Genomic DNA, 21,736 nt, shown 5'->3' on the forward strand with positions numbered 1-21,736 from the left:
CTCCTTAAGTTAATCTTGCTTATTTACTGATTGCTGGCTGGCTTGAATGGCTTGGGCAATGTGGTCTTGATTGTCAGCCAAGAGGGCTAGGGCGCCCGCCAAATCACAACCCGTTAGGGCCATCAGAATAGCGCATTTGACCTGACCCTGGGCTGCTTGATAATAAGTCGCTGCCTGCCCCAAGGATAGGTCCGCGGTGGCAGCAATAATACGATGGGCACGGTCAATCAACTTCTGGTTGGTGGCCTGGACATCGACCATGTAACCTTGGTAGACCTTGCCTAATTGAATCATAGCAGTGGTAGAAATCATGTTGAGCACCAACTTTTGCGCCGTCCCCGCCTTAAGTCGGCTAGAGCCGGTAATAATTTCTGGCCCCACTAGGACTTCAATGGGATAGTCGGCCCACTGGCTAATTTCAGCCGCCTCCACACAGGCTAGGCTGGCCGTCAAGGCTCCCTGCTCCTGGGCATAACGTAAACCGGCCACGACATAGGGAGTGCGACCAGAGGCGGCGATACCGACTAAGGCATCTTTGTCAGACAGCTTAAGGGCGGCTAGGTCCTGGACGGCTGCCCCTTGATCGTCTTCGGCTCCTTCAATAGCCTGGGATATAGCTTCAAGGCCACCCGCTATCAGGCCTTGGACACGATCCGAACTGACGCCAAAGGTTGGGGGACATTCCGAGGCATCCAAGAGACCTAGCCGGCCTGAAGTCCCGGCCCCCATATAAAAGAGACGACCGCCTTGGGCCATGACTGGCACCAAAGCTTCTATGAAGGCATTAATCTCTGGCAAGGCTTGCCTAACGGCTAGGGGGACACCCTGGTCTTCCTGATTCATGCGCTGAGTAATTTCGGCTACTGACAGGGTCTCAATAGCCTGCGACAGGGGATTGGCTTGTTCAGTTGCTAACTTACCAAGTTCCATCTTCCTCCCTCCTTCCTACAAGCTCATTATACTCCTTATGTAAGCGCATTACAATATGCTTTGGATATTTTTGGTACGACATTTCTTGTGCTATAACAATTGTCTTCCTGTTCTATATTTGGAAAACAAAAAAGCCACAAGACCCCCTTCAACTTAGAGGTCTTGTGGCAGCTTATTTGATAGAGCGGAAACCAATATGGCTGGCCGTCACCAAGGCGTCAGCCCCATTGCGGGCGCCTAGGCGATAGCGTTGGCAGTAGGAAGCGTGACAGAGGAAGGAACCGCCGCGAATGGCGTACTCCCCTTTCAAGTCAGCTAGGCTTGGAAGAGGCTGAGCCTGCTTAAAGTCCTGCAAAAGTTGATAGCGGGGATTGGCGCACCATTCCCAGACATTGCCGATGACCTGATAGAGACCCCAGTCATTAGGGGCGTAGGTCTTGACCGGCGCCGTGCCTAGGTAGCCATCCGCCTGGCTATTCAAGCGAGGAAAGTCCCCCTGCCAGGTATTGGCGTGATAGATTCCATCGGCTTCTAGTTCCTGACCCCACGGAAAGGTCGTGGTCCGGCCAGCCCGAGCCGCATACTCCCACTGGGCTTCAGTAGGCAAACTCACTCCCGCCCACTGACAGTAGGCTAAGGCATCGGCCAAGGAGACATGGACCACCGGGTGGTCAGCCAAGGCGTCTGTGGCAAGGGGGCCCTCAGGCCCAAAGGGATGCAGCCAGTCGGCGCCCGCCACTACCCGCCACCAAGGCGTGCCCGGCACTCGCGGGGCCTTGGCTTGTAAGTCTTCAGACAGGAGGGCCTCAAAAACCAAGGAGCCTCCCGTCCGACTAGCAATGGTCTCATAGCCCGTCGCCGCCACAAATTCAGCAAACTCTTGGTTGGTAACAGGCGTAGTAGCCGCAGAGAAGGCCGCTACCTGCATGGAGACGGCAGGTGCCTCATAGTCTTCTACAAAACCTTGTCCTAGGGGCGCCCCCATTTGGAAGTGCCCTTTTGGTAAATCAACCCATTCCATAATTAGACCTCCTGCCGTGGATAACCCATGACATCCCCACGTCGGGCGGCTGACAAGGTGGTCACTAGGGCTGACAAGGGCCGCGCCACTAGGCGCCCATCCTCAACAAAGCCCTCTTCACGATTGGCTAAGTATGCCACTAGCTTCTGAGTCAATTCCAAGACGACGGGCGCATAGTCGGCCTGGTCATAGAGATTGACCTGCTCATGAGGATCGGCCACATAGTCGAAGAGCTGATAACGATTCTGAACTGGATACCAGATTAACTTATAGCGCTCATTGAGGACAAATTGACTGGAATCTTGGCCTAGAACATGTTCCCCATGGATATCGGTCCGCCAGCCGTCAATTTGACCTAGCAAGAGCTGGCGTACGCTGCGCCCGTCTGTGGCCACTTGCTGGCCCAAGACCAGGTCCACCAAGGATGGGAAGATGTCTTGAATCTTAACCAGCTGCGGAATGGTGTGATGGTGGGCCGCAAGCAGATGGCCAGGGTCATAGATAAAGGAAGGAATTTGGATGCTGCCCTGATAAGGATAGCCTTTGCGGAGGAGGTCATGCTCCCCTAGTTGGTCGCCATGGTCGGAGACAAACCAGAAGAGAGTGTCCTGGGCATGGCCGAACTCTTCCAAGGCCGTCAGGAAACGACTAATTTGATGGTCCAGATGGGTCACCAAACCATAGTAACCCGCCAGCAAGCGCCGTTGATCGTCGGGCTTGAGGCGCCCTTTCTTACTATCAATGCTAGGCACGGCATCCACCAGCTGCTCCCAGTCGCCTAAGTGGCGGTCCCAGTCTTGACCCAGAAGTTGATAGTACATATCAAAGTAGTACTGAGGCGGATTAAAAGGTGAATGTGGCTTCTCAAAGGACAACTTGAGGAAGAAAGGCACGGTTGGATCCTTGGTCTTGAGGAATTCAATGGCTTCGGTCACCAGCCAGTTGCTTGGATGGAGAGCCTCTGCATAAGGCCAAGGCCGGGCCATCCAGGAATTACAATTGAGGCCGTCGTCCATGAGATCGGCTTGAGGACCCAACTGGGCCTTAAGGAATTTGAGGTAGTCACTGGATTGCTCAAAAGAAGCCCCATAAGCCCCATCATAGTGGCGATCCACGTGCAGATAGCCGTCATGCAGGGTCACATGATCAAAGCCCAGACGCTTGCGAGCTGGGTAGACGTGCATCTTGCCGATACATTGGGTTTGGTAGCCGGCATCCCGGAAGGTTTGGGGCAGGGTCTGGGTGAAATTCCAAGGCATTTGGTCTTCGTAGCCCACCCGTCCTGAATTGGCCTGGTCCAAGCCAGTGAGAAGCGCCGCTCGTGCGGGCACGCAGGACGGCACCGGCGAATAGGCATTGACGAAATTGTAGCCTTGGCTGGCCATCATATCTAAGGTTGGGGTCGAGAGAAAATCAGGCCCCTGGTTAATGCCTAAGGCGTCGGCCCGCATCTGGTCGACGACAATAAGCACCACATTGGGGCGTTGCTTGCTGTTGGTCATGGTAGTGGAGTCCCTCCTCGTTCGGTCGCATGATCAACGACCTGTCTTCGCTTTCATTATACACCCTATGGCATCAAATTGCCTATCTTCTACTAAAAAAGATGAGAATATTAACAAAAATTATAAAGCAGGGCCAAACTTGAACCCGTCTTGACCCTAAGAATTAAACCAAGCAAAAAGCCTGACTCTGGATCAGGCTCTCATCTTAAGATTTTGCTTTTTTTAACTTAGCTTGCATATAGGCTTCCAAATCACTGAGAGGAGCTAGGGGCTGGTCCTTGGTCAAGCGGAAAGAGCGGCTTTCAAAGACTAAGATTAAGTCCACGCTGACCAACTTACCCCGATTGGTGGTTCGATCCAAACGCACCTTGCGCAGGCTAGACCAGGGCAAGAGATAGTGACGGCTGCCCAGCTCAATCCGAACCTTATCTCCCAAATCTTCTATGGTGACGGTTCGTGTCCAGAGAAAATTATAGAAGGCATTGGCCAGGAAAAATAGTAGGAGCAGTAACACAACGAACAATAAGGGTCCATATTGATTATCGCGCGGGTAGAGGTCCAAGTCCAACAAGAAATTGACAAGGTCCTTGATGCCTAGTTGTGCTAGACCTAGTAAGACCAGAATAGAGAGCAGGCGTTGGCCGACAAAGCGACTGACCCTTAGCTTGACTTTATTCAGTAGATACTTGTTTTTACTTGTCATTTTGGCCTAGGCCTCCTTTTTGGGCTCGCTTCAGACCCTTTTCTAAATATTGTATCAGCCACTCTAGCTTAGCTACCTGGTCATCTGAGGTCAGGTAGAAGCTGCGGCCATGAAATTTGAGGACTGCCGTCTTGCTGAAGATTCCACCATGACGTTTGGGTGCGATGAAAGTCTTGACACGACGCAGGCTAGTCCAATCATAGCGATAGAGCTTGTGGTTAATCAGGATTTCCAGGCTTTGGCCCCGATCGTAGATGGTGACTGAGCGTTTCCATAGGCTATTGTAGAGCAACCAGCCCAAAATGACTGCCCCTAGGAAGACCAAAAGAGCTAGCCAACTCCTAGGGTTCAAGTTGAGTCTCTTGGCCAAGTCTAGACTCACAGGCGTCAAGATAGAGTAGACGAGAAGGAAGGATAGGGCCTTAGCGCCCCAAAAATAAGACACCCGACAATCCAAGGTCATGACCAGGTCTTCTTGGCCTGGTGCCAAGGGCTTGCTTTTAGCAATAATCATACAAGTTAGTCCCCTCTCTGATCTAAATAAACCTGTAACTCTTGCCCCAGCTCACTTAGAGCGCCCATGGTCTTATCGGATGAAGACAAGCGGTAGGTGCGTTCCTCAAAGACCAAGACTAGGCTAACCACGACTAGGCGACGTGATTTATTGCGAAGCTGGGAGGGCTTGACGCGGCGGAGCTCCCGCCAGTCATAGCAATCCACTCGGCTACCTACTTGCACCAAGACTTGAGTCCCCAAGTCCACAATACGCACCGTCCGCTTCCAGATCCAATCATAGAGCCAGAAACCTAAGCCCAAGCTCAGAAGTGCTGTCACTAGCACATAGGCAAGGCTCCATTTCTGCAAATCCCGATTCAATAGTCCCCAAGTAACTAGCCAATGTATGCCATAGGCAAATAAGAAGGCCATGAGGATGGCGATGACAACACCGCTATAGAAGCGTAGGCCAAATAAATGGCTGACCCGAAGCTTTCCCTCAAAGAGTAGCTTTTCCTCTCTATTCGAATTTCGATATTGCATCTTATCACCCTTCCTTACCTTCTCATTATAACTTAGCTAACGCCGCTTGAGAAGCCTAGCCCTACTTGGAAAGAATCCCATAAGAAAAGGCCAGGCACAAGGCCTGACCTGCTACTTCTAATGGCTTATCCCTGCTTTAGATAGGCCTGGAGGGCTTGACCTAGCTCGCTCAGGGCCACCATACTCTTATCCGATGAAGAGAAACGGTAGGTGCGACCCTCAAAGACCAAGACTAGGTTATAGGTGCTGACCTGTCCACGTCTAGAGTAGAAGCGATAGGCTCTGACCTTACGGAGGGTCTGCCACTTATAGTAGGCCTGGTCACGGCCGACTTGTAAGCAGACTTGGTCGCCTAGGTCCAAGATACGAACTGATCGCTCCCACAACTTATTGTGGAGCCAGTCACCCAGCATCCAAATCAAGATACCCGAGATGATGAAGGAAGCCACGCTCCAACCTTTCAGGTCCTCCTGCCACAAGCCCACTGCTTGCAAGAAATGTAGGCTGAGGATAAAACCACCGAACATGACCAAGGCCATGAGGAGGCCGCCTAAGAAGCGCACCCCAAAGATATGGCTGACCCGCACCTTGCCTTCAAATAGTAAGTGATTGGCTTCGTCATTCTGTCTAACTTGCATGCTTTCACCCTTTCTAGTCCTTTCATTATAACTTAGCAAGGAGCCCTTGAAAAGCCTGGTTCTATTTACCTAGCCGTCAAGGCGCTCAAATTTAATAAATAGTTAGCGACAAGTTAAGAAAGACTTAATAGTTGTTTCAAAAAGTCTTCAGTTTCACCCTCTATAGTAAGGTCATCAAATAAATCCAAGGAGTGATTTCCATGTCAACCAAACACACACTAACCAAACTCAGCCTTGTTGCCTTACTAAGCCTAGGGCTCGGGGCCGGCAGCTTATCCCAAGTGGTCTTAGCTGAGGAAAGCAGCGCAAGCTCTAGCCAAATGCCAGAAGATAAGCAAAAAGACGAAATGAATCAAGCCCTTGTCGGCCAATTAATGGGTCAAGGAAAACACAAGGTCATGGGTATGGCCAAGGTTACCGCTAAGGAAGTCGTGCTGACTGGTTTTTCAAGTGATGAAGCCCCTGACCTCAATGCCTACCTAACCAAGGATGGCGATGTAGAACATGGCCTCAAATTAGGCAAGGTCGATGCCAAGGGTGCCATCCAAGGCTACAAACTGGACAAAGTCGACCTCAGTCAATACAACACCCTCACCATCCACTGCGACAAAGTCAATGAAACCTTCGGTTCTGCCATGTTGACTAAGTTTTCTGACGGGGCTATGGACCAAGCCATGAAACGTATGGGCGACCTCATGGGCGCCAATGGCAAGATGGTCATGGGTTCTGTTAGCATCGAGAAGAACCAACTCAAACTCAGCAACTTCAAGAGCGACAAGGCACCTGACCTCCACGTCCTCCTTAGCAAAGACGGCAAATTAGAGACAGCCGTTGAAGTCGGTGCGGTAGACAGTGACATGATGGAACAAAGCTACGACCTGAATGGTTTGAAGGCAGACGGCTACAACAAGGTCTTAATCTACTGTGTTGAAGCGCATGAAGTCTTCGGTCAAGCTGACCTTAAATAAGCTTTCGAGCATCCCAACCACCTGAAGTCCTTTCAGGTGGTTGAAGTGCTTTGGGCTCAAGGTCTGCAAGCGTCACTGACCCCTTCCCCTCTCAAGCTATGCTATAATGGCATTGCCCCTGCCTCTATCAGGTAGGTTTTGATTTCAGTCATTAATCGAAAGGAGGGTCCTTATGACCCACATCCTCCTAGTTGACGACGAGCCAGCCATCCTGGATATCGTCACCCGCTACTTAAGTAAGGAAGGCTATCAAGTCACGACCGCTACGAATGGTCAGGAAGCCTTAGACCACTACCGGGCTCAAGCCGTTGATCTGATTATCACGGACATTATGATGCCCCAAATGGATGGTTATGACTTCATTGATGCCGTCTTGCAATTACGCGAAGACCAGCCTTTTATCTTCATCACGGCCAAGGATCAGGCGGTCGATCGCATCTATTCCCTGACCCTAGGAGCCGACGACTACCTAACCAAACCCTTTAGCCCTCGGGAGCTCACCTTGCGGGTCAAGAATCTCTTGCGTCGCATCCAGCCCAAGAAAGCGGGACAGTCGGTCTTAAGCTATGCGCCCTTTGCCATCGATGAAGGCCAGCATCGCGTCACACTCTACGACCAACCCTTGCAACTCTCACTCAAGGAATTCCAGCTCCTGGCCCTCTTCCTTAAAAATCCCGGCCGGGTCTTTGCTAAATCAGAACTCTTCCTTAAGATTTGGGAGACCGATTATATGGAAGATGCCAATACCCTTAATGTCCATATCCACTCCTTGCGCGATAAATTAGCTAAGCTGGCGGGGCAGCGTCCCTATCCTAAGATTGAGACAGTCTGGGGATTGGGCTACCGCTTAGGAGGTGGTGACTCATGAAACTCCGTTCGCTAGTCTTCCTGGCCTTTCTTACTTCCACACTCTGCGCCCTCCTGCTAGTCTGGTGGGGCCTGCAACAAATGTTAGTCTCCCCGAACGTGGCCTATATCATTATCTGGATGACCTTAGGGGCTAATTTGCTAGGGGCCTTAGTGGGCTTCTGCCTACTTCAGCCCAGCGTCAAATCCCTCCAGCAACTGAGCCGAGATGTGAGACGGGTGGCCGACCAGGATTTCCAGCCCGTTCAGACCATCCCATCACCGGCTGAACTGGCCTCGCTGACGGCTAACATCAACCTCATGATTCAAGACCTCAACCAAAGTTTCCAGGCTCTCAGCCAGAGTGAGCAGGACAAGACCCAGCTCATGGCTAGCCTAGGTCACGATATTAAGACGCCCCTAACCGCTCTCCAGCATCAAGTTGAAGCGCTAGAAGATCAGATGGTGTCAGAAGATGAAATGCAAGCCCTTTGGCAGGCCATGGCCCATCAAATCGACCGACTCAAGACCCTGACCCAGCAACTTATGGAAGTTGGCCTCATGGAGAAGCAAGCCAATCAGCAAACTAGTCAAATCCAGGTTCAGACCCTCCAACTGGATGATTTTCTCATTCATCTGCTAACTAGCATCCAACCCCATTGCCAGCAAAAGAAACAAGAACTTGAGCTTAAGCTAGCGCCAGAGCTGGAGACCATCCAGACAGATGGTGACAAACTATCTCGTATCCTCCTCAATCTCTTGGAGAACGCCAGCAAGTACTCGCCAGAGCAGAGTCATATTCAACTCCATATCCAAAAAGAAGGCCAAGGAATCGGCTTCCATATCATTGATCAAGGCATGGGCATTCCCGCCCAGGACCTGCCTCATATCTTTGACCGTCTCTACCGTGTCGAACAGTCCCGTAATCGGGAGACAGGTGGCGCTGGCCTGGGACTCTATATCAGCCAAACTCTGGCCCAACAATTGGGGGGCCAGATTGAGGTCTCCAGTCAAGTCAAGCAAGGCAGCCACTTCAGCTTATGGCTCCCTCTCAAAGCATAGTAAAAAGACCAGGCTTAGCCTGGTCTTTTTCTTATGGTCTAAATAGTTGATGAGCCCGCCAGGTCAAGTGGCTAGAGAGGCGACTGACCGGCTCCCAAGTCAGCCATTTGAGTGAGACTAGCTCATAGACGCCATCTTGGGCATAAGCAAGAAGTGAGCTCCAAGCCTTGTGATCATGGTCATGGTAGACAGCACCAGGCGGCAGGGGTCGGTTTTCTCCAGAAGACTCGGACTCCCGCTGCTGACGGGATTCGGTCTCGTCAGAGGAAGACGGGTCTTGCTGGCTAGAGCCAGATAGTTCACTATCTAGCTCAGCGCCCTCAGGCAAGCGGAAATCTGCAGACTCTAATTGATTATAGCCAAAGAATTCAAATTGGCCCTGCACCTCACCGGACGGATCCAGGCAACGATAATTGAGACTGGTCATTTGGAAGTCGTCCTTGCTGAAGCGAACTTCCATATAGTTATAGATATCTTCTACTGGGGTGTCTTCAGGTACTAAGGTGATTCCCAAAGTCTTAGACGTAAAGTCTGACAAGTCAAAGTTACGTTCTAGGACCTTAAGACGATAATCGTGGGGCCCTTCTTCAAACTGGAAGTCGGCCTCATGGTCCAGAATCCAGTCTAGCATGAGACGGTAGTTAGGTCGCAAGCGAAAATCCTCGGGCATCTGGATGGCAGACCATTTGTTGGTCCGCTCTGAATAGAGATGATACTTGTGGTTGGTATCTCCTAGATAGTAGACCTCCATATGGTTAATCCCCTGACTATAATCCAAATAACCCTGGAGGACCTTGCCAGTCTTGGCTTCATAACGATAGGCTGCTTGATAGCTTGACTGGCTTCTTCGATCGCCAGAGACTCCCTTGAGGGCTACCGAGGTCAAAAGGTCCCGGCTTTTACGTACTTGATTGAGGACATCCTTGCGGTCTAACTGTGCACAATCATGATTCTGCCATTCTTCAGAGGTCTCTTCATGCCCTGATTCCTGGCTACTAGCAGATTCCAGACTGACAGTCGCCTGCCCTTGGAAGCCTGGCCAGCTTAAGGCCAAGGCATTAGCAGTCAGAGCCGAGACCAGCAGGTATTTGAGACTTTTCTTCACGTCACTTCCTCCTTCATCCGAATCTAATCGACTTACTTCTTGTCCCTTCTATTATAACAAAGCGGTCAAGACGACACAAACCCCTGGGGTCAGTCACTCGCTGATTCCAGGGGTTGCTTAATACTTAGTTGGCGTCTAGGGCTACAATTTCTTGCACCCATTGGATGAAGTTAGCCGACGCATGGCCGGTCCGTTCAGCTGTGGTATTACCTTGCCCCCAAACCGTGGCAAAGTCCACTGATTTGACAGTCCCATTAGCTTGATTCTCTAGGGCTAGGGCCAGGTTGGTTTCCACCGTTAAGGCCGTGTCTCCTTGGCTAAGGCCGGAACGAATCCGCCAGTGAGGTGCTGGTTTAGAGGTTTGGTAGCCAGAATAAGCGGACGTCAGATAGAACATTGGATTGTAGAGGTCCTGACGTTCTGCAATGGTCTTACCCAGACTATCGGTCTTAGCCAAGTCAGACTCAAAATCCGTCACATACTGGCTGTTCCAGTCGGTCAAACTCTCATACTTGGCCTGATTGTTCTTGAGCAGGCGAGCCACTAGCTGGTCAAAGTGAAGCTCATTGGCATCCGCTACCCCGAAGACCGCATTCTCCGCTAGACTACGGTCCAAGGCATCGAAGGCAGGCACAGACTTGCTGGCCGTCTTAACATACTTGGCGAAATCCGCCAGGCTGGAAATCTTGGCGGTATTAGTGGCCGCATCATAAGTCACCCATTGGGTCTCAGCATTCAAGCTATCAATATAGGCTTGAGCCGTCTCATAGGTGACAGATTCTGTCGATCCACCCGGACCAGCACCATCGCTGGTATAAGGGAAGCTGGTATCGGCTAGGAAGTTATTGAGGGATTGATTGACGACCCCTTCTAGATAAGTGGCATAGGAGCCTTGGGTATAAATCCCCTCACTAGATTCTGTCAGGGTCAAGGCTTGGCCTTCATGTTTGAGGCCTAGCTGATTGATATAGTTGGCATATTCCTTAGCCAAGTCTTGGGATAAGGCCTGAGTAAAGGTACCCTCTGCCCGCGTATTGCTGTCAGCGAACTGACCCAGGTTCCATTCATAGGCAGCATCCGCATAATCCAAGCTGGTAATGGGACTCCAAGTCATAGTCCCATAAGGTGCATCGGAAATTGGGTTGCCTTCCTTGTCCTTCATGGCTGCCCCTAAGGCTTCCAAGTAAGGATTGTAGAGGGTCGAATCCCCACTAGCCCCTAGGACAGCAGACTGAGCCCCACCGCCACTATGGCCAAAACTCACAATCTTGTCGGTGTCACCTGGCAGAACATCCTTGTTATAACGAACATAACGGATAGCGGCCTTAAGGTCGGTGACACCCCATGGTGCACCGCCCACTACTTCTTGGCCCTGGCTATCGGTGGTGTTGTCGCGGCCACGAATACCAGGTTGCAGATAAATCATCCCGGCCTGGGTATAGTTGGCAATGCCGTCAGCAAGCCAGGTTGGTGCCTGAGAGGCATTAAAACCCGGCGTGTTAACCGGTAGGACATAAGGAGCAGTCGCAGCGGTAAATTGGCCCACTTGGGCGTCAGACTTGACGCTGGCAGTATAGGTCCCATCGCCATTGGCAGTTGCCTCTAAATAGGCACCCGGCACATAAATACCCAGGGTCTCATAGTCCAAGGAAGCAGGGTTGGCGACATAGACCACGCCGACTTGCCAGTAGATATCATTAGCCTCATCGTATTGCCAAGCCGCATTGTCAAAGGCCAAGCTGTATTGGCCGACAGTAGCCCTTTCTTGGCTAGATGAGGCTTGGTCATTGGCCTCTTGGGCTAGCACAGGCGCTTGGCTAGCCAGCAGATTGGCACAAAGTAAGGTCAGGGCGCTTAGTTTCATTTTTCTCGATAGGGTCATATCATTCAGTCCTTTCACTTATTAAGGGCTGGAGAAAATTCATGGGGGGATTTACTTGTCACCCAGCCAGCAAATGACTTCCTGGCGCGGCTTACGTCTACGGGGGTGTTTAGGATCCTTGAGACGGTAACCTAGGGACAACATGCTAGCCACCCCTTCGCGCTCCGGATCCAACCAACCTTTGGCAGCTAGCAAGGCATTGACCGCCTCATAATCGAAGCCTTCGATTGGGCAGGAATCAATGCCCAGCAAGCTAGCACTCAACATCATATTGGCTAGGGCGATATAGGTCTGCTTACCCGTCCAATCAAAGAGGGCCCGCGGACTATCTAGACGCATGTGTTGGGTTTGGAAGGTTTCATAGAGGGGCAAACGACTATTAAGATCCTGGTCAGAAGTCAGGCCGCGACGAATAAGGCTGGCCCGCATAGAAGGACCGTCATAACGGGCGTTCTTCTCCGCTAGGAGGATAACAAAGTGGCTGGCGGTATCCAATTGCGGTTGGGCACCCCAGGCTAGGGGTTGGAGGTCAGGCCGGATGGCTTGAATTTGGTCCCGGTCCAATACCAAAAAGCGCCAACCTTCCAGGCCAACTGAAGAAGGGCTGAGCCAGGCAGCGTCTAGAATGACGTCCATATCCTGGCGGGAAATATCGCGATTTTCATCATAAACCCGCACGGCTACCCGATGGTCCAGGGCTTGACGAATCTGTTCTTGAATGGCTTCTTGTGTCATGGCATTCATCCTCTCTAGGCTTTTGTTTTAGTATAGTCCACTGGTCCCCTTAAGTCTAGACAAACGCTTTCTTCTAGCCCTGACCCAACTAGCGCGCGGGGCGGGACTATGTTATACTAGAGGATGACAAAGGAGCGATATCAACCATGACATTTTCTAAGTTTTCTGACAGCAACTGGGCCTGCTGGGCCAAGATTCTGATTATCACTGCCCTGGCCTATGCCATTGAAAGCCTGGTGCCAGCCCTGGGGGCTTCCATACTGGCCATTCTGCTGGGCATGGCCCTGTCCGCCTGGCGACCCCCTGCCTCGACCAAACCAGCCAAGCAAATTAGCGGCCAACTGCTCAAAATCGGCATTGTCTTTTTAGGCTTTGGCTTGTCCTTTGCTAAACTGCAAGCAGTGGGCCTCAAGGTCTACTTGGTCTTGATTCCCGTCGTGGCGGTGGCCCTTTTGAGCGCCCGCTACCTAGGCCGCTGGATGGGCATTGGGTCGCGCTCAGCCCTCTTAGTGGGTATGGGGACGGCCATTTGTGGTGGCTCGGCCATTGCCGCTGCTGCGCCTATTGTGGAAGCTGAGGACTCAGAGATTGCCTTCGCCATCACCACCATCTTCCTCTATAACACCCTGGCCCTTTTCCTCTTCCCTCTCTTAGGGGCTTGGTTGGGCTATGGCGACCAAAGCTTCGGCCTCTTCGCCGGGGCCGCCATTAACGATACCTCTTCGGTCGTGGCCGCTGGCTTCGCCTTTAGTGAGGCCGCCGGCACCACCGCCACTATCGTCAAGATGGCCCGGACCCTACTCATTGTGCCGGTCTGCCTAGGCCTGGTTGGCGCCCGCTATAAGCAGACAAGCGCGCAATTGGCTGACGGCCAAGGGGCTCAAGTCAGCTTGTGGACACAAGCCCGCCGCCTCTTTCCTAGTTTCATCGCCTACTTCCTCTTGGCGGTCCTGGCTAGCTCCCTCCTGCCCCTTCCAACTTGGCTGCTAGACAGCTTCAAGTTGCTGGCCCGCCTGACCATGATTGCGGCCCTAGCTGGGGTGGGCTTGGCCGTTGATCTCAGACAGTTGCGCCGGGCCGGTAGCCAGTCCATTATCTTGGGTGGCCTCTCTTGGGCCCTGGTCATTGTCACTGCTAGCCTAGCCATTCATTTCTTCTATTCTTAAGACAAGCAGCGAAAGGAAGAGGACCTTGAAGCATCGCGATAAAGTCGACATCTTCTTAACCCTACTAGCCGGCCTGCCCCTCCTGGCCAGTGGCCTTTTCGGCCTTACTTATATCACCAGCCTCATGCTAAGTGACTATCAGCATGCCCTCTGGATTGCCCAGGCCATGTCAGTCCTACTCATTTGGATTGGGGGCTACTTCTGCTATTATGCTTGGCGCAAAAGACGACGCATCTTGAGCGACTATGATATCCTCTACCGCCACTATCCCGAACTGGCCGACGACTGGAGCCGCTTAGGCCAAGAGGCCCAAGCCGGGAATTCCGATCTAGGCCTCTATTGCTACAAGGACCACCTGGTCATCACCGCCCAAGGCCTCTACATTTGCCCCCTCAAGCAAATCGCCGCCGTGGGCTACCAGGTGCAAAAGGTCCCCGTCAGCCGCCACCTCAAGGAAGCCCATCTCCTAGTCTACTGCCGCGACCTGGCTAGTCACAAGGAAATGCGGGACCTAGGCCGACAGACAGGCGACCGCGAACGTGCCTTAGCTAGCTTCTTAACCGACCTTAAGGCGCTTGCGCCCCAGGTCCAAGATGTCAGTCACAAAAAATAAGTTCACACAAGAAAGAGCCCAGCTGAGCTGGACTCTTTTTTCATATTATTTGTCTGCCAAGGCTGGCAGAACCGACACCACTTGGTGCTGACAGTCCACCGAAGCTTCAAGCGCCGCTAGAATGTCGGCCACTCGCTCCTGAGGACAGAGGGTCAAAATGCTAGGACCCGCTCCCGAAATGACGGTGGCATAGGCGCCCTTTTCAAGAGCCGTGGCCTTAACCGCCGGGAACTCTGCAATTAGAGACTGACGGTAAGGTTCATGGAACTTGTCTTGCATCATGAGTTGACCCATGGTCGGGTAATCGCCCTGCATCATGGCCATTAACATGACACTGGTCAGGGCATTCTGGGCAATGGAATCCGGCTTGGAGTAGACCTCAGGCAAGACACTGCGGGCTGCCGCCGTCGACAACTCATAGGCTGGGGTGGAAATAATGACCCCGACCCCTTCCAAGTTGCCTACTTGATAGAAGAGTTGATCCGTCTCCGGCTCATAGTAGCCCACGAAGAGACCACCGGTGATGCAAGCCCCCACATTGTCGGGATGGCCTTCCTTGGCACTGGCCAGGCGCACCTTATCGAAGGTCGACAGACCCAGGTCAGCAAAATCATTGGCTAGCTCAATGCCGGCCACAATGGCTGAAGCCGAGCTACCCATGCCATGGGTCAGGGGAATCTGACTCTTCATGGTCAGATGCAGGGGCGCTAAGGTCTTGCCATAGCGGGCTGCTGTTTCCAGGGCCACTGCCACTACTAGGTTAGTCTCATCCTGGGGCAGGCCAGCCATAAAGTCGGTCTCAAAATCCACCTGCCAGCGCTCAGCCGGACGAGCCATCACCGTTAGATAGCGGTCAACCGCAATCCCAATGGAGTCAAAGCCCGGTCCCAAGTTGGCACTAGAGGCAGGAAAATCCTTTTGCCATACCATGAATTCCGCCTCCTAGACCATGAGGTAGCGGGCTACCACAGTGGCATTGGCTTCTAACTTAGTCAAGACTGCTGGGCTGATGGCTTCGGTCTTAATGGTCAAGCCTGGCGCTTCAGCCAAGGTTAAGTAGCCAATTTCTAAGGTTTGGAGGACAGCGCGAACATGGCTAGCTGGCGCGTCAAAACGCAGGTAGTAGCAAGCCGGCGCTTCCTGGCTGACAATGGCTAATTCTTGACTTGGCAAGACAGCCGGAATGAAGCCACGGTCGGCAATTTGCAAGATGTCAGATACTACGGCAGAAGCTGTCTCCAGACTACCGGCACCTGGCCCCCAGAACATGGTTTGGCCTACCGCATTGCCTTCTACATAGACGGCGTTGAAGGCTTCAGAAACACCAGATAAAGGATGGGCGTTTGGCAAGAGGACAGGCTCAACCCCGACTTGAATGCCGGCCGCTGTCTTGGTGCTCTTACCCAAGAGCTTCATGGTGTAGCCGGCTTGGGCCGCAATGGCGATGTCGCTGGCATCTACTGTGTCAATCCCCTTGACGCTGACTTGATGGAAGTCCACACGGGTGTCATAAGCTAAACGAGACAAGAGGGTAATCTTACGTGCCGCATCAAAACCGCCCACATCATTGGTTGGGTCGGCTTCGGCATAGCCCTTTTCTTGAGCAACAGACAGGGCATGGTCATAGGTCCAGCCGTCTTGAGTCATGTGGCTAAGCATGTAGTTAGTGGTCCCATTGAGAATCCCCATGACGCCAGAAATTTGGTTGGCTGCTAGGCCTACTTGGACCCCGTTAATAATGGGAATCCCACCGGCTACACTAGCTTCATAGAGCAGGCTGACGCCCTTTTCATTGGCTAAGGCTTGCAGCTCATCAATGTGGAGGGCTAGCAGATCCTTGTTGGCCGTGACCACGTGACGGCCTTGGCTCAGGGACTGACGGATAACTTGATAGGCGAAGTCCACGCCCCCCATGACTTCCACCACTAGGTCGATGTCCGCTTCATAAATATCTTCCACTCGGTCAGTGAAGACGGCTGATTCTAAGCCCAGACGGTCCACCTTGTCAGGATCCCGGGTTAGAACATGGGTGATGACTAGGTCTTCTTTGTATTTTGCTTGGAATTGGGCTTGGTTCTCAGCTAAGACCTTGACGACCCCGCCACCTACCGTACCAATACCACATAATGCGATTTTCATTCCTGCTCGCCTCCATTTCAATTCTACTCCTCTAAGTTTAGTGGGAATGGCCTGTTTTTTCAAGTAAATTTCATAAGAAAGTATATCGTTTGGGCAAAATATAGTGTATCATAGTAACTGTTAGGCTCTAGCGCCAATCTGATAGAAGGATGGATAGATATGATGATAGTAGCAAAATTCGGAGGCTCCTCCCTGGCCAACGCCGGCCAGATTAAGAAGGTAGCCGCCATCATCCAAGGCAAACCAGAAATTAAAGCCGTCGTCGTCAGCGCCCCAGGCAAGCGTTTCGCGGAGGACATTAAGGTCACCGACCTGCTCATCGCCCTCTTCGACGCGGTGCAGGCAGTAGGTGGACAAGTAGGACAAGTAGGCCACCAGACTGAGGCCCTATTGCAGGCTGAACCAGTGGCTGAAGCCCGTCAAAAGGTGCTGGACCGCTATGCCAGCATCCTAATTGAGTTAGGCCTGTCGACAGAGCTTTTGGCTTACTTTGAAGATACCCTAAATGGCTACATAGCCGATATCCAGGAGCCTGAGCGCCTACTCGATGCCCTCAAGGCTTGCGGCGAGGACTTCAACGCCCAAGTAGTCAGCCACTACCTAGTCAGCCTGGGCCTTGACGCCCACTATGTGTCGCCTAAGGAAGCCGGCATTTTAGTGACGGACGAGCCGTCTAATGCCCGCCTCTTTGACGAGTCTTACGCCCAAATCGCCAAACTGCGTGACCGGGCTGGCGTCCTCATTATTCCAGGCTTCTTCGGCTACTCCAAGGGTGGCGACATCGTGACCTTCTCCCGTGGGGGCTCAGATATTTCCGGGGCCATCATCGCCAACGGCCTAGGCGCCGACCTCTACGAGAACTACACCGACGAGTCCTTTATCTACTCCATGCATCCGGGCAAAATCGCGCGGCCGCACCCAATTAAGGAGATTACCTATAGCGAAATGCGGGAGCTGTCCTATGCCGGCTTCGGGATTTTCCATGAAGAAGCCCTGGAACCAGTCTACCGCAATGACATCCCCGTCATGATTCGTAACACCAACCAGCCTGAGATTAAGGGCACCAAGATCGTCTCCAAGAAGGAGCTAGATCCTCGCTATCCAGTGACCGGAGTCAGCTCGGCGACCGGCTTTACCGCCATCTCCATCAGCAAGTACCTGCTCAACCGGGAAATGGGCTTCATGCGCCGCGCCATCCGCTTCTTCGAGGAAGCCGGCGTGCCAGTTGAGCACGTGCCTTCAGGTATCGACAGCATTTCCTTGGTAATTCGCTCGGCAAATATCCAATCGCCCGAGCATTTGGCCGGCATCCTAGCCACCATTCAGGACAAGCTCAATCCTGACTCCATCCAAGTGGAAGACGACCTCTGCATCTTCGCCATCGTCGGGGAAGCCATGCGGGAAAATGTCGGGGTGGCGGCCGCAGCCAGCCGGACTTTTGCTGATAACCACATTAACATCCGCATGATCAGCCAAGGCGCATCCGAAATCAGCATGCTCTTCATGATCAAGGCCGAGGACGAAGACATCGCCCTCCAAGGCCTCTACCAAGCCTACTTCCCACGCGAAGCCCTAGCCACCCTAGCCGCTGCCGCCCAAGGAGAATAAGTCAGATAAATGAGAAAAGTGCAGTTCAGGACCTGAGCTGCACTTTTTGTCTGCCGGTTTGTGTTGAGGTTGGCGGCTCGCACACAATTGCGGCCTAATCACCTTTTTTCTGGCCTATGGGCTCGAGCTAGTGGTCCACTCGACGGAGTGGGCCACTGGCTCATCTAATTTCGGCGCAAACCCGCACTTTTCTGGCCTATACACCCGAGCTAGTGGTCCACTGGCTCTTCCATTTTCGGCGCAAACTACCCTTTTCCGGCCTAAAAGCCCGAGCTAGTGGTTCACTCGGCAAAGTGGACCATTGGCTCATCTAATTTCGGCGCAAACCACCCTTTTCTGGCCTAAAAGCCCGAGCTAGTGGTCCACTCGACGGAGTGGACCACTAGCTCGGGGCGAGGGCTAAGGCTCCGTCACCAGCAACTCAATAACGGGCGCCACAAGCTCCGGCTCTAGGCCTAGACCTTGGAGTTCCAGCATCTTATAGGCCAGCGGCAGGTCCTTCTTAACCAGGGCCCAGATTTGGTCCTTGGCCTGGTTTTCCATTTGGGCTTGCTCGATATAAGAGAAAATAACATCTAGACGGACTTGCTGCGAGTCACGTGGCGTCTGCTTGAAGGAGAGGGTCACGGGCCCGTCGGCTTCAAGGCGCACCAGGCTGTCGCCCTGGTCATTGTGACTAACTTCAACTAGGCGACCCTGGCCGGCTAGCTCTAGGTCCGACAAACAAGCCCCTACAAAGGTCAGCTCATAGGTCCGAAGCCCCGTCCCTTGAGGCGCCAACTGGAATGCTTTGCCATCGACAAAGGTCATTCCGGTCGTAAGGAAGGCCGTGCCGTCAGCTACAGTATCACCTTCAGCCTCTTCCACCAAATCAAAGTGGCCATCGGCGCCACTATAAATTCTCAGCTCCAGAACGCTTGGGTTGGCTAGCGAATTATTAGTTGCATCATCACCCGACAGGGGCAGGATGGCGCCCACCTTGGCGAAGAGGCCCATGCGCTCTAGCGGCCGATAAATGGACAAGCGCCGGCCCCCACTATAGGCCAAGCCAGTCTGGATATCATACCAGGTTCCTTCCGGCAGCCAGCCATCGAAACGGGAACAGAGACTGCCCTTATGACGCGGCTGAGTTAGGGGCATGACCATGATTTGACTACCAAAATAATATTGATTAGCAATCTCATAGGCCGCCTCCTCTTCCGGATGCTGATAATAGAGGGGCTCAATCAGGGGCTGAGCCTGATGGGCCGCCCGATAGTTCATAGTACAGAGATAAGGCAGGAGCCGGTGGCGCAGGCGCAAGTAGTCCTTCATGCTGCTGGCATATGGCTCCGGATAGCGCCAGGGTTCTTTGCCTAGGAATTCTGAAGACGAACTATGCAGGCGCATAATAGGAGAAAAGACTCCCAGCTGGTACCAGCGCAAGGCCAGCTCATTGTCGCGGTAGCCGAAGATGTGGCCGCCGATATCATGACTCCACCAACCGTAGCCGATATTGCTGGCTGTCGCCGTGAAATAAGGCTGGAAGTCCAGCGATTCCCAGGTCATATGGCTGTCGCCCGAGAAGCCCACTGGATAGCGGTGACTACCCGGTCCGGCATACCGCGAGAAGGTGATGCCTTGAGGGCCACGGGCCTGGATATCGTGGTAGTGATAGTGGTTGAGCACCCAGAGTGGGTCCACGCCCTTGACGGTCTGGCCTTGTTGCCAGTCAATCCACCAGAAGTCTACCCCCTGCTCTTCTTTGGGATGGTGCAGGTGTTTGAAATAAGCTTCTAGGAAGCGAGGTGAGGTCGGGTCGAAGACCACATATTCGCCGCCCTCCCAGTCTAGGCCCAGCTCTTGGGCCATTTGCTGGTACATAGACTCAAAAGGCCGCACCCCATCGGCCGGATGGACATTAAGGGTAATGCGCAGCCCATGCTGGTGGAGCCAGGCCATAAAGCCCGCAGGATCTGGGAAGAGCTCCTCATTCCAAGTGTAGCCGGTCCAGCCACTGCCATATTGAGGCGGAACGGAAACCACATGCCAATCCATATCGATGACCGCCACGGTGAAAGGCAGACCCTCGGCTTCAAAACGCTCAATCAGCTGGCGATAGGTCGCCTCGCTATAGCGATAGAAGCGACTCCACCAGTTGCCCAAGGCATACTTAGGCAGGAGGGGCTGGGGCCCGGTCAAACGATAGAAGTCGGCCAAGCAAGCCCGGTAGTCATGGCCATAGCCAAAGTAATAGAAGTCTAGGCTGTCGCCCTGCTTAACCTGATACCAACCATCCTGGGTCAGCTGCAGACTCTGGCTGTCATCTAAGACGCTGAAGCCAAAGCGGGACATGAGCCCCCGCTCCAGCGGCACCGCCCCATTGGCGTGGTCCAAGGTTTGAGCCGTCCCGCCCAAGTCTTGGATAGGGTCGCCGTAATGCCAATCACTGTGGTAGATACTGAAGTAACCCCGCAGCTTGAAGACCAAGCCCTCTCTAGAGAAGGCCTGCTTGTCATATTGAATGAGCACATGGTCGGTGATGATTTCCAGGAGGTCCTCCCGCTCCCGAATCTCATAGTGAGGCACAGGAAAGTCCCGGTTCAAGACCATCTGGGTTTGACCGTCATAGAAGGTCCCCGTCGGACTATACTCGGCCCGAATCAAGCGGGAAGTCAGAATAGTGAAGCGGTAATGGGGCCCCTGAATAATGGCCCCCGGCGCCGCCAAGGGCTGATAGTCTCCATAGACAGCTTTAATCATGGCTAGTACTCCCTTCTAAGGATAAATTCTTGTTGATGAGGTTGGCGGGGATGTATTGCTGGCGCTGGTCGTGAGCGGTCTGACCTGACTGTAAGACGCGGCTCAAGCTAGCCATGGCCTCTTCCCCCTTGTGGACTTGATTGAGGTCAATGGTGTTGACCTCGGTCGCCAAATACTGAAGATAAGGAATGTTATCAAAACTCATGAGGCGCCGATTTGGGTCCCACTGGCCTAGCTGGCTTTGGCTGACCTTGACTAATTCCATAGCCAAGACATCGGCGGTCACCATCAGGCCCCGATAGTTGGACAGGTCCTTAATCAAGTCATCCAATTTAGTGTTGAGGTAGATGGGCAAATCCCCCTGGCCGCCAGCCGCCTGATAGGCCGCATTGGCCCCCGCATAACGGGCCTGAATAACCCCCACTTGGTCGGGCTCAAATTGATAGCTTAAGAAGGCTAGGTCCAAGCCCTGGCTGCGGGCTAGCAATTCTACTCCGGCATAGGCTAGGTCATAGTCCTTGGAGTTGAGTAGCTGCACATGGTCAGAAGACTCTACTAGGGCCTGGCCTTGCGCCGTCAAATAGGTATCGATGAAGACCAAGGGCTCGCTGACACTTTCTATCATAGCCGCTGCCATATGAGCATCACAGCCTACCACGATATGACCTGCAAAGGCCCACTGACGTCTGACTTGGTGGACGGCCTCTAGGCTCTCTATATTATGAAGCAGGATGTAGTAGTTCTCTTGCCTGGCAATGCGCTCAATGCCCTCTAGGAGCGAAGCCACAAAAGGGTCGGAATAATTAAAATCCCGTCCACCACTATAGAACAAGACACTGACCAAGCGCGAAGCCTTAGTCACTAGGGCTTTGGCATTGAGGTTGGGCATATATTGCAGTTCCTGGGCCAGGGCTTGAATCTGGGCTACCGTCTCCTGGGAGACCTTGTGGTGGCGGTCATTCAAGACATTGGATACGGTCGCGATACTGACATTGGCGGCTTGGGCTATGTCTTTTAGGGTTGCTTTTTTCATTGGGG

20 protein-coding genes are annotated in these 21,736 nt (G+C 53.0%); 6 read left to right on the plus strand and 14 right to left on the minus strand.

Going from position 1 to position 21,736, the window contains the following annotated elements; all coding sequences use genetic code 11:
• Nucleotides 1–9: 9 nt before the first annotated feature.
• From murQ to GCWU000182_RS08395, 7 genes are all read right to left on the minus strand, one after another.
• Nucleotides 10–930: an N-acetylmuramic acid 6-phosphate etherase gene (murQ, locus tag GCWU000182_RS08365; protein ID WP_023392384.1), complete on the minus strand. Its 921-nt coding sequence runs from the start codon at nt 928–930 to the stop codon at nt 10–12.
• Nucleotides 931–1,102: 172 nt separating this feature from the next.
• Complete coding sequence (locus GCWU000182_RS08370; RefSeq protein ID WP_023392385.1) at nt 1,103–1,951, minus strand: formylglycine-generating enzyme family protein; 849 nt, start codon at nt 1,949–1,951, stop codon at nt 1,103–1,105.
• Nucleotides 1,952–1,953: 2 nt separating this feature from the next.
• Nucleotides 1,954–3,453 (minus strand): manganese-dependent arylsulfatase, encoded by a 1,500-nt coding sequence (locus tag GCWU000182_RS08375; RefSeq protein WP_023392386.1) that lies wholly within the window; start codon nt 3,451–3,453, stop codon nt 1,954–1,956.
• 205 nt (nt 3,454–3,658) lie between these two features.
• Nucleotides 3,659–4,156 carry a hypothetical protein gene (locus GCWU000182_RS08380; protein WP_023392387.1) on the minus strand — a complete coding sequence of 166 codons (498 nt, stop codon included), beginning with the start codon at nt 4,154–4,156 and terminating at the stop codon, nt 3,659–3,661.
• On the minus strand, nt 4,146–4,670 hold the full coding sequence (locus GCWU000182_RS08385; RefSeq protein ID WP_023392388.1) for a hypothetical protein: 525 nt from the start codon (nt 4,668–4,670) through the stop codon (nt 4,146–4,148). Before GCWU000182_RS08385 ends, GCWU000182_RS08380 begins: the two co-directional genes overlap by 11 nt.
• A gap of 5 nt (nt 4,671–4,675) precedes the next feature.
• A complete protein-coding gene (locus tag GCWU000182_RS08390; protein WP_023392389.1) occupies nt 4,676–5,194 on the minus strand; it encodes a hypothetical protein in 519 nt (172 codons plus the stop codon).
• A gap of 125 nt (nt 5,195–5,319) precedes the next feature.
• The gene (locus tag GCWU000182_RS08395; protein WP_023392390.1) at nt 5,320–5,832 is read right to left on the minus strand and encodes a hypothetical protein; all 513 of its coding nucleotides are present in this window, start codon (nt 5,830–5,832) and stop codon (nt 5,320–5,322) included.
• Between the two features lie 200 nt (nt 5,833–6,032).
• On the opposite strand from GCWU000182_RS08395, the gene GCWU000182_RS08400 reads away from it, so the two are divergent.
• From GCWU000182_RS08400 to GCWU000182_RS08410, 3 genes are all read left to right on the plus strand, one after another.
• The gene (locus GCWU000182_RS08400) at nt 6,033–6,800 is read left to right on the plus strand and encodes a DM13 domain-containing protein (RefSeq protein ID WP_023392391.1); all 768 of its coding nucleotides are present in this window, start codon (nt 6,033–6,035) and stop codon (nt 6,798–6,800) included.
• 172 nt (nt 6,801–6,972) lie between these two features.
• A complete protein-coding gene (locus GCWU000182_RS08405; protein WP_023392392.1) occupies nt 6,973–7,668 on the plus strand; it encodes a response regulator transcription factor in 696 nt (231 codons plus the stop codon).
• Nucleotides 7,665–8,708, plus strand: coding sequence for a sensor histidine kinase (locus GCWU000182_RS08410; protein ID WP_023392393.1), 1,044 nt, complete (start codon nt 7,665–7,667; stop codon nt 8,706–8,708). Before GCWU000182_RS08405 ends, GCWU000182_RS08410 begins: the two co-directional genes overlap by 4 nt.
• Nucleotides 8,709–8,739: 31 nt before the next feature.
• Here GCWU000182_RS08410 and GCWU000182_RS08415 read toward each other — a convergent pair whose 3' ends face one another.
• From GCWU000182_RS08415 to GCWU000182_RS08425, 3 genes are all read right to left on the minus strand, one after another.
• Entirely contained in the window at nt 8,740–9,813 is a 1,074-nt protein-coding gene (locus tag GCWU000182_RS08415; protein ID WP_023392394.1) for a hypothetical protein, read from the minus strand.
• 124 nt (nt 9,814–9,937) lie between these two features.
• Nucleotides 9,938–11,695: an alpha/beta hydrolase family protein gene (locus tag GCWU000182_RS08420; RefSeq protein WP_023392395.1), complete on the minus strand. Its 1,758-nt coding sequence runs from the start codon at nt 11,693–11,695 to the stop codon at nt 9,938–9,940.
• A gap of 51 nt (nt 11,696–11,746) precedes the next feature.
• The gene (locus GCWU000182_RS08425; RefSeq protein WP_035364833.1) at nt 11,747–12,430 is read right to left on the minus strand and encodes an NAD(P)H-dependent oxidoreductase; all 684 of its coding nucleotides are present in this window, start codon (nt 12,428–12,430) and stop codon (nt 11,747–11,749) included.
• A gap of 146 nt (nt 12,431–12,576) precedes the next feature.
• On the opposite strand from GCWU000182_RS08425, the gene GCWU000182_RS08430 reads away from it, so the two are divergent.
• Together GCWU000182_RS08430 and GCWU000182_RS08435 are read left to right on the plus strand one after the other, a co-directional pair.
• Entirely contained in the window at nt 12,577–13,596 is a 1,020-nt protein-coding gene (locus GCWU000182_RS08430; protein WP_023392397.1) for a YeiH family protein, read from the plus strand.
• Nucleotides 13,597–13,621: 25 nt separating this feature from the next.
• Complete coding sequence (locus GCWU000182_RS08435; protein ID WP_023392398.1) at nt 13,622–14,209, plus strand: hypothetical protein; 588 nt, start codon at nt 13,622–13,624, stop codon at nt 14,207–14,209.
• Between the two features lie 45 nt (nt 14,210–14,254).
• On the opposite strand, the gene thrB is transcribed toward GCWU000182_RS08435, so the two are convergent.
• Both thrB and GCWU000182_RS08445 read right to left on the minus strand, forming a co-directional pair.
• Nucleotides 14,255–15,139: a homoserine kinase gene (gene thrB, locus GCWU000182_RS08440; RefSeq protein WP_023392399.1), complete on the minus strand. Its 885-nt coding sequence runs from the start codon at nt 15,137–15,139 to the stop codon at nt 14,255–14,257.
• Nucleotides 15,140–15,151: 12 nt separating this feature from the next.
• A complete protein-coding gene (locus tag GCWU000182_RS08445) occupies nt 15,152–16,348 on the minus strand; it encodes a homoserine dehydrogenase (RefSeq protein WP_035364835.1) in 1,197 nt (398 codons plus the stop codon).
• 159 nt (nt 16,349–16,507) lie between these two features.
• Here GCWU000182_RS08445 and GCWU000182_RS08450 point away from each other — a divergent pair, with 159 nt between their 5' ends.
• On the plus strand, nt 16,508–17,956 hold the full coding sequence (locus GCWU000182_RS08450; RefSeq protein WP_023392401.1) for an aspartate kinase: 1,449 nt from the start codon (nt 16,508–16,510) through the stop codon (nt 17,954–17,956).
• Between the two features lie 399 nt (nt 17,957–18,355).
• On the opposite strand, the gene GCWU000182_RS08455 is transcribed toward GCWU000182_RS08450, so the two are convergent.
• Both GCWU000182_RS08455 and GCWU000182_RS08460 read right to left on the minus strand, forming a co-directional pair.
• Nucleotides 18,356–20,698: a glycoside hydrolase family 31 protein gene (locus GCWU000182_RS08455; protein ID WP_023392402.1), complete on the minus strand. Its 2,343-nt coding sequence runs from the start codon at nt 20,696–20,698 to the stop codon at nt 18,356–18,358.
• Nucleotides 20,691–21,731: a LacI family DNA-binding transcriptional regulator gene (locus GCWU000182_RS08460; RefSeq protein WP_023392403.1), complete on the minus strand. Its 1,041-nt coding sequence runs from the start codon at nt 21,729–21,731 to the stop codon at nt 20,691–20,693. The genes GCWU000182_RS08455 and GCWU000182_RS08460 overlap by 8 nt, the downstream gene beginning before the upstream one ends.
• Nucleotides 21,732–21,736: the final 5 nt, after the last annotated feature.

This window comes from Abiotrophia defectiva ATCC 49176 (genome assembly GCF_000160075.2).
Lineage (GTDB): Bacteria > Bacillota > Bacilli > Lactobacillales > Aerococcaceae > Abiotrophia > Abiotrophia defectiva.

Excerpts from the sequence above, each read along its gene's own strand:
- murQ (WP_023392384.1), bottom strand. The coding sequence starts at position 930 with ATGGAACTTGGTAAGTTAGCAACTGAACAAGCCAATCCCCTGTCGCAG.
- GCWU000182_RS08370 (WP_023392385.1), bottom strand. The coding sequence starts at position 1,951 with ATGGAATGGGTTGATTTACCAAAAGGGCACTTCCAAATGGGGGCGCCC.
- GCWU000182_RS08375 (WP_023392386.1), bottom strand. The coding sequence starts at position 3,453 with ATGACCAACAGCAAGCAACGCCCCAATGTGGTGCTTATTGTCGTCGAC.
- GCWU000182_RS08380 (WP_023392387.1), bottom strand. The coding sequence starts at position 4,156 with ATGACAAGTAAAAACAAGTATCTACTGAATAAAGTCAAGCTAAGGGTC.
- GCWU000182_RS08385 (WP_023392388.1), bottom strand. The coding sequence starts at position 4,670 with ATGATTATTGCTAAAAGCAAGCCCTTGGCACCAGGCCAAGAAGACCTG.
- GCWU000182_RS08390 (WP_023392389.1), bottom strand. The coding sequence starts at position 5,194 with ATGCAATATCGAAATTCGAATAGAGAGGAAAAGCTACTCTTTGAGGGA.
- GCWU000182_RS08395 (WP_023392390.1), bottom strand. The coding sequence starts at position 5,832 with ATGCAAGTTAGACAGAATGACGAAGCCAATCACTTACTATTTGAAGGC.
- GCWU000182_RS08400 (WP_023392391.1), top strand. The coding sequence starts at position 6,033 with ATGTCAACCAAACACACACTAACCAAACTCAGCCTTGTTGCCTTACTA.
- GCWU000182_RS08405 (WP_023392392.1), top strand. The coding sequence starts at position 6,973 with ATGACCCACATCCTCCTAGTTGACGACGAGCCAGCCATCCTGGATATC.
- GCWU000182_RS08410 (WP_023392393.1), top strand. The coding sequence starts at position 7,665 with ATGAAACTCCGTTCGCTAGTCTTCCTGGCCTTTCTTACTTCCACACTC.
- GCWU000182_RS08420 (WP_023392395.1), bottom strand. The coding sequence starts at position 11,695 with ATGACCCTATCGAGAAAAATGAAACTAAGCGCCCTGACCTTACTTTGT.
- GCWU000182_RS08425 (WP_035364833.1), bottom strand. The coding sequence starts at position 12,430 with ATGACACAAGAAGCCATTCAAGAACAGATTCGTCAAGCCCTGGACCAT.
- GCWU000182_RS08430 (WP_023392397.1), top strand. The coding sequence starts at position 12,577 with ATGACATTTTCTAAGTTTTCTGACAGCAACTGGGCCTGCTGGGCCAAG.
- thrB (WP_023392399.1), bottom strand. The coding sequence starts at position 15,139 with ATGGTATGGCAAAAGGATTTTCCTGCCTCTAGTGCCAACTTGGGACCG.
- GCWU000182_RS08445 (WP_035364835.1), bottom strand. The coding sequence starts at position 16,348 with ATGAAAATCGCATTATGTGGTATTGGTACGGTAGGTGGCGGGGTCGTC.
- GCWU000182_RS08450 (WP_023392401.1), top strand. The coding sequence starts at position 16,508 with ATGATGATAGTAGCAAAATTCGGAGGCTCCTCCCTGGCCAACGCCGGC.
- GCWU000182_RS08455 (WP_023392402.1), bottom strand. The coding sequence starts at position 20,698 with ATGATTAAAGCTGTCTATGGAGACTATCAGCCCTTGGCGGCGCCGGGG.
- GCWU000182_RS08460 (WP_023392403.1), bottom strand. The coding sequence starts at position 21,731 with ATGAAAAAAGCAACCCTAAAAGACATAGCCCAAGCCGCCAATGTCAGT.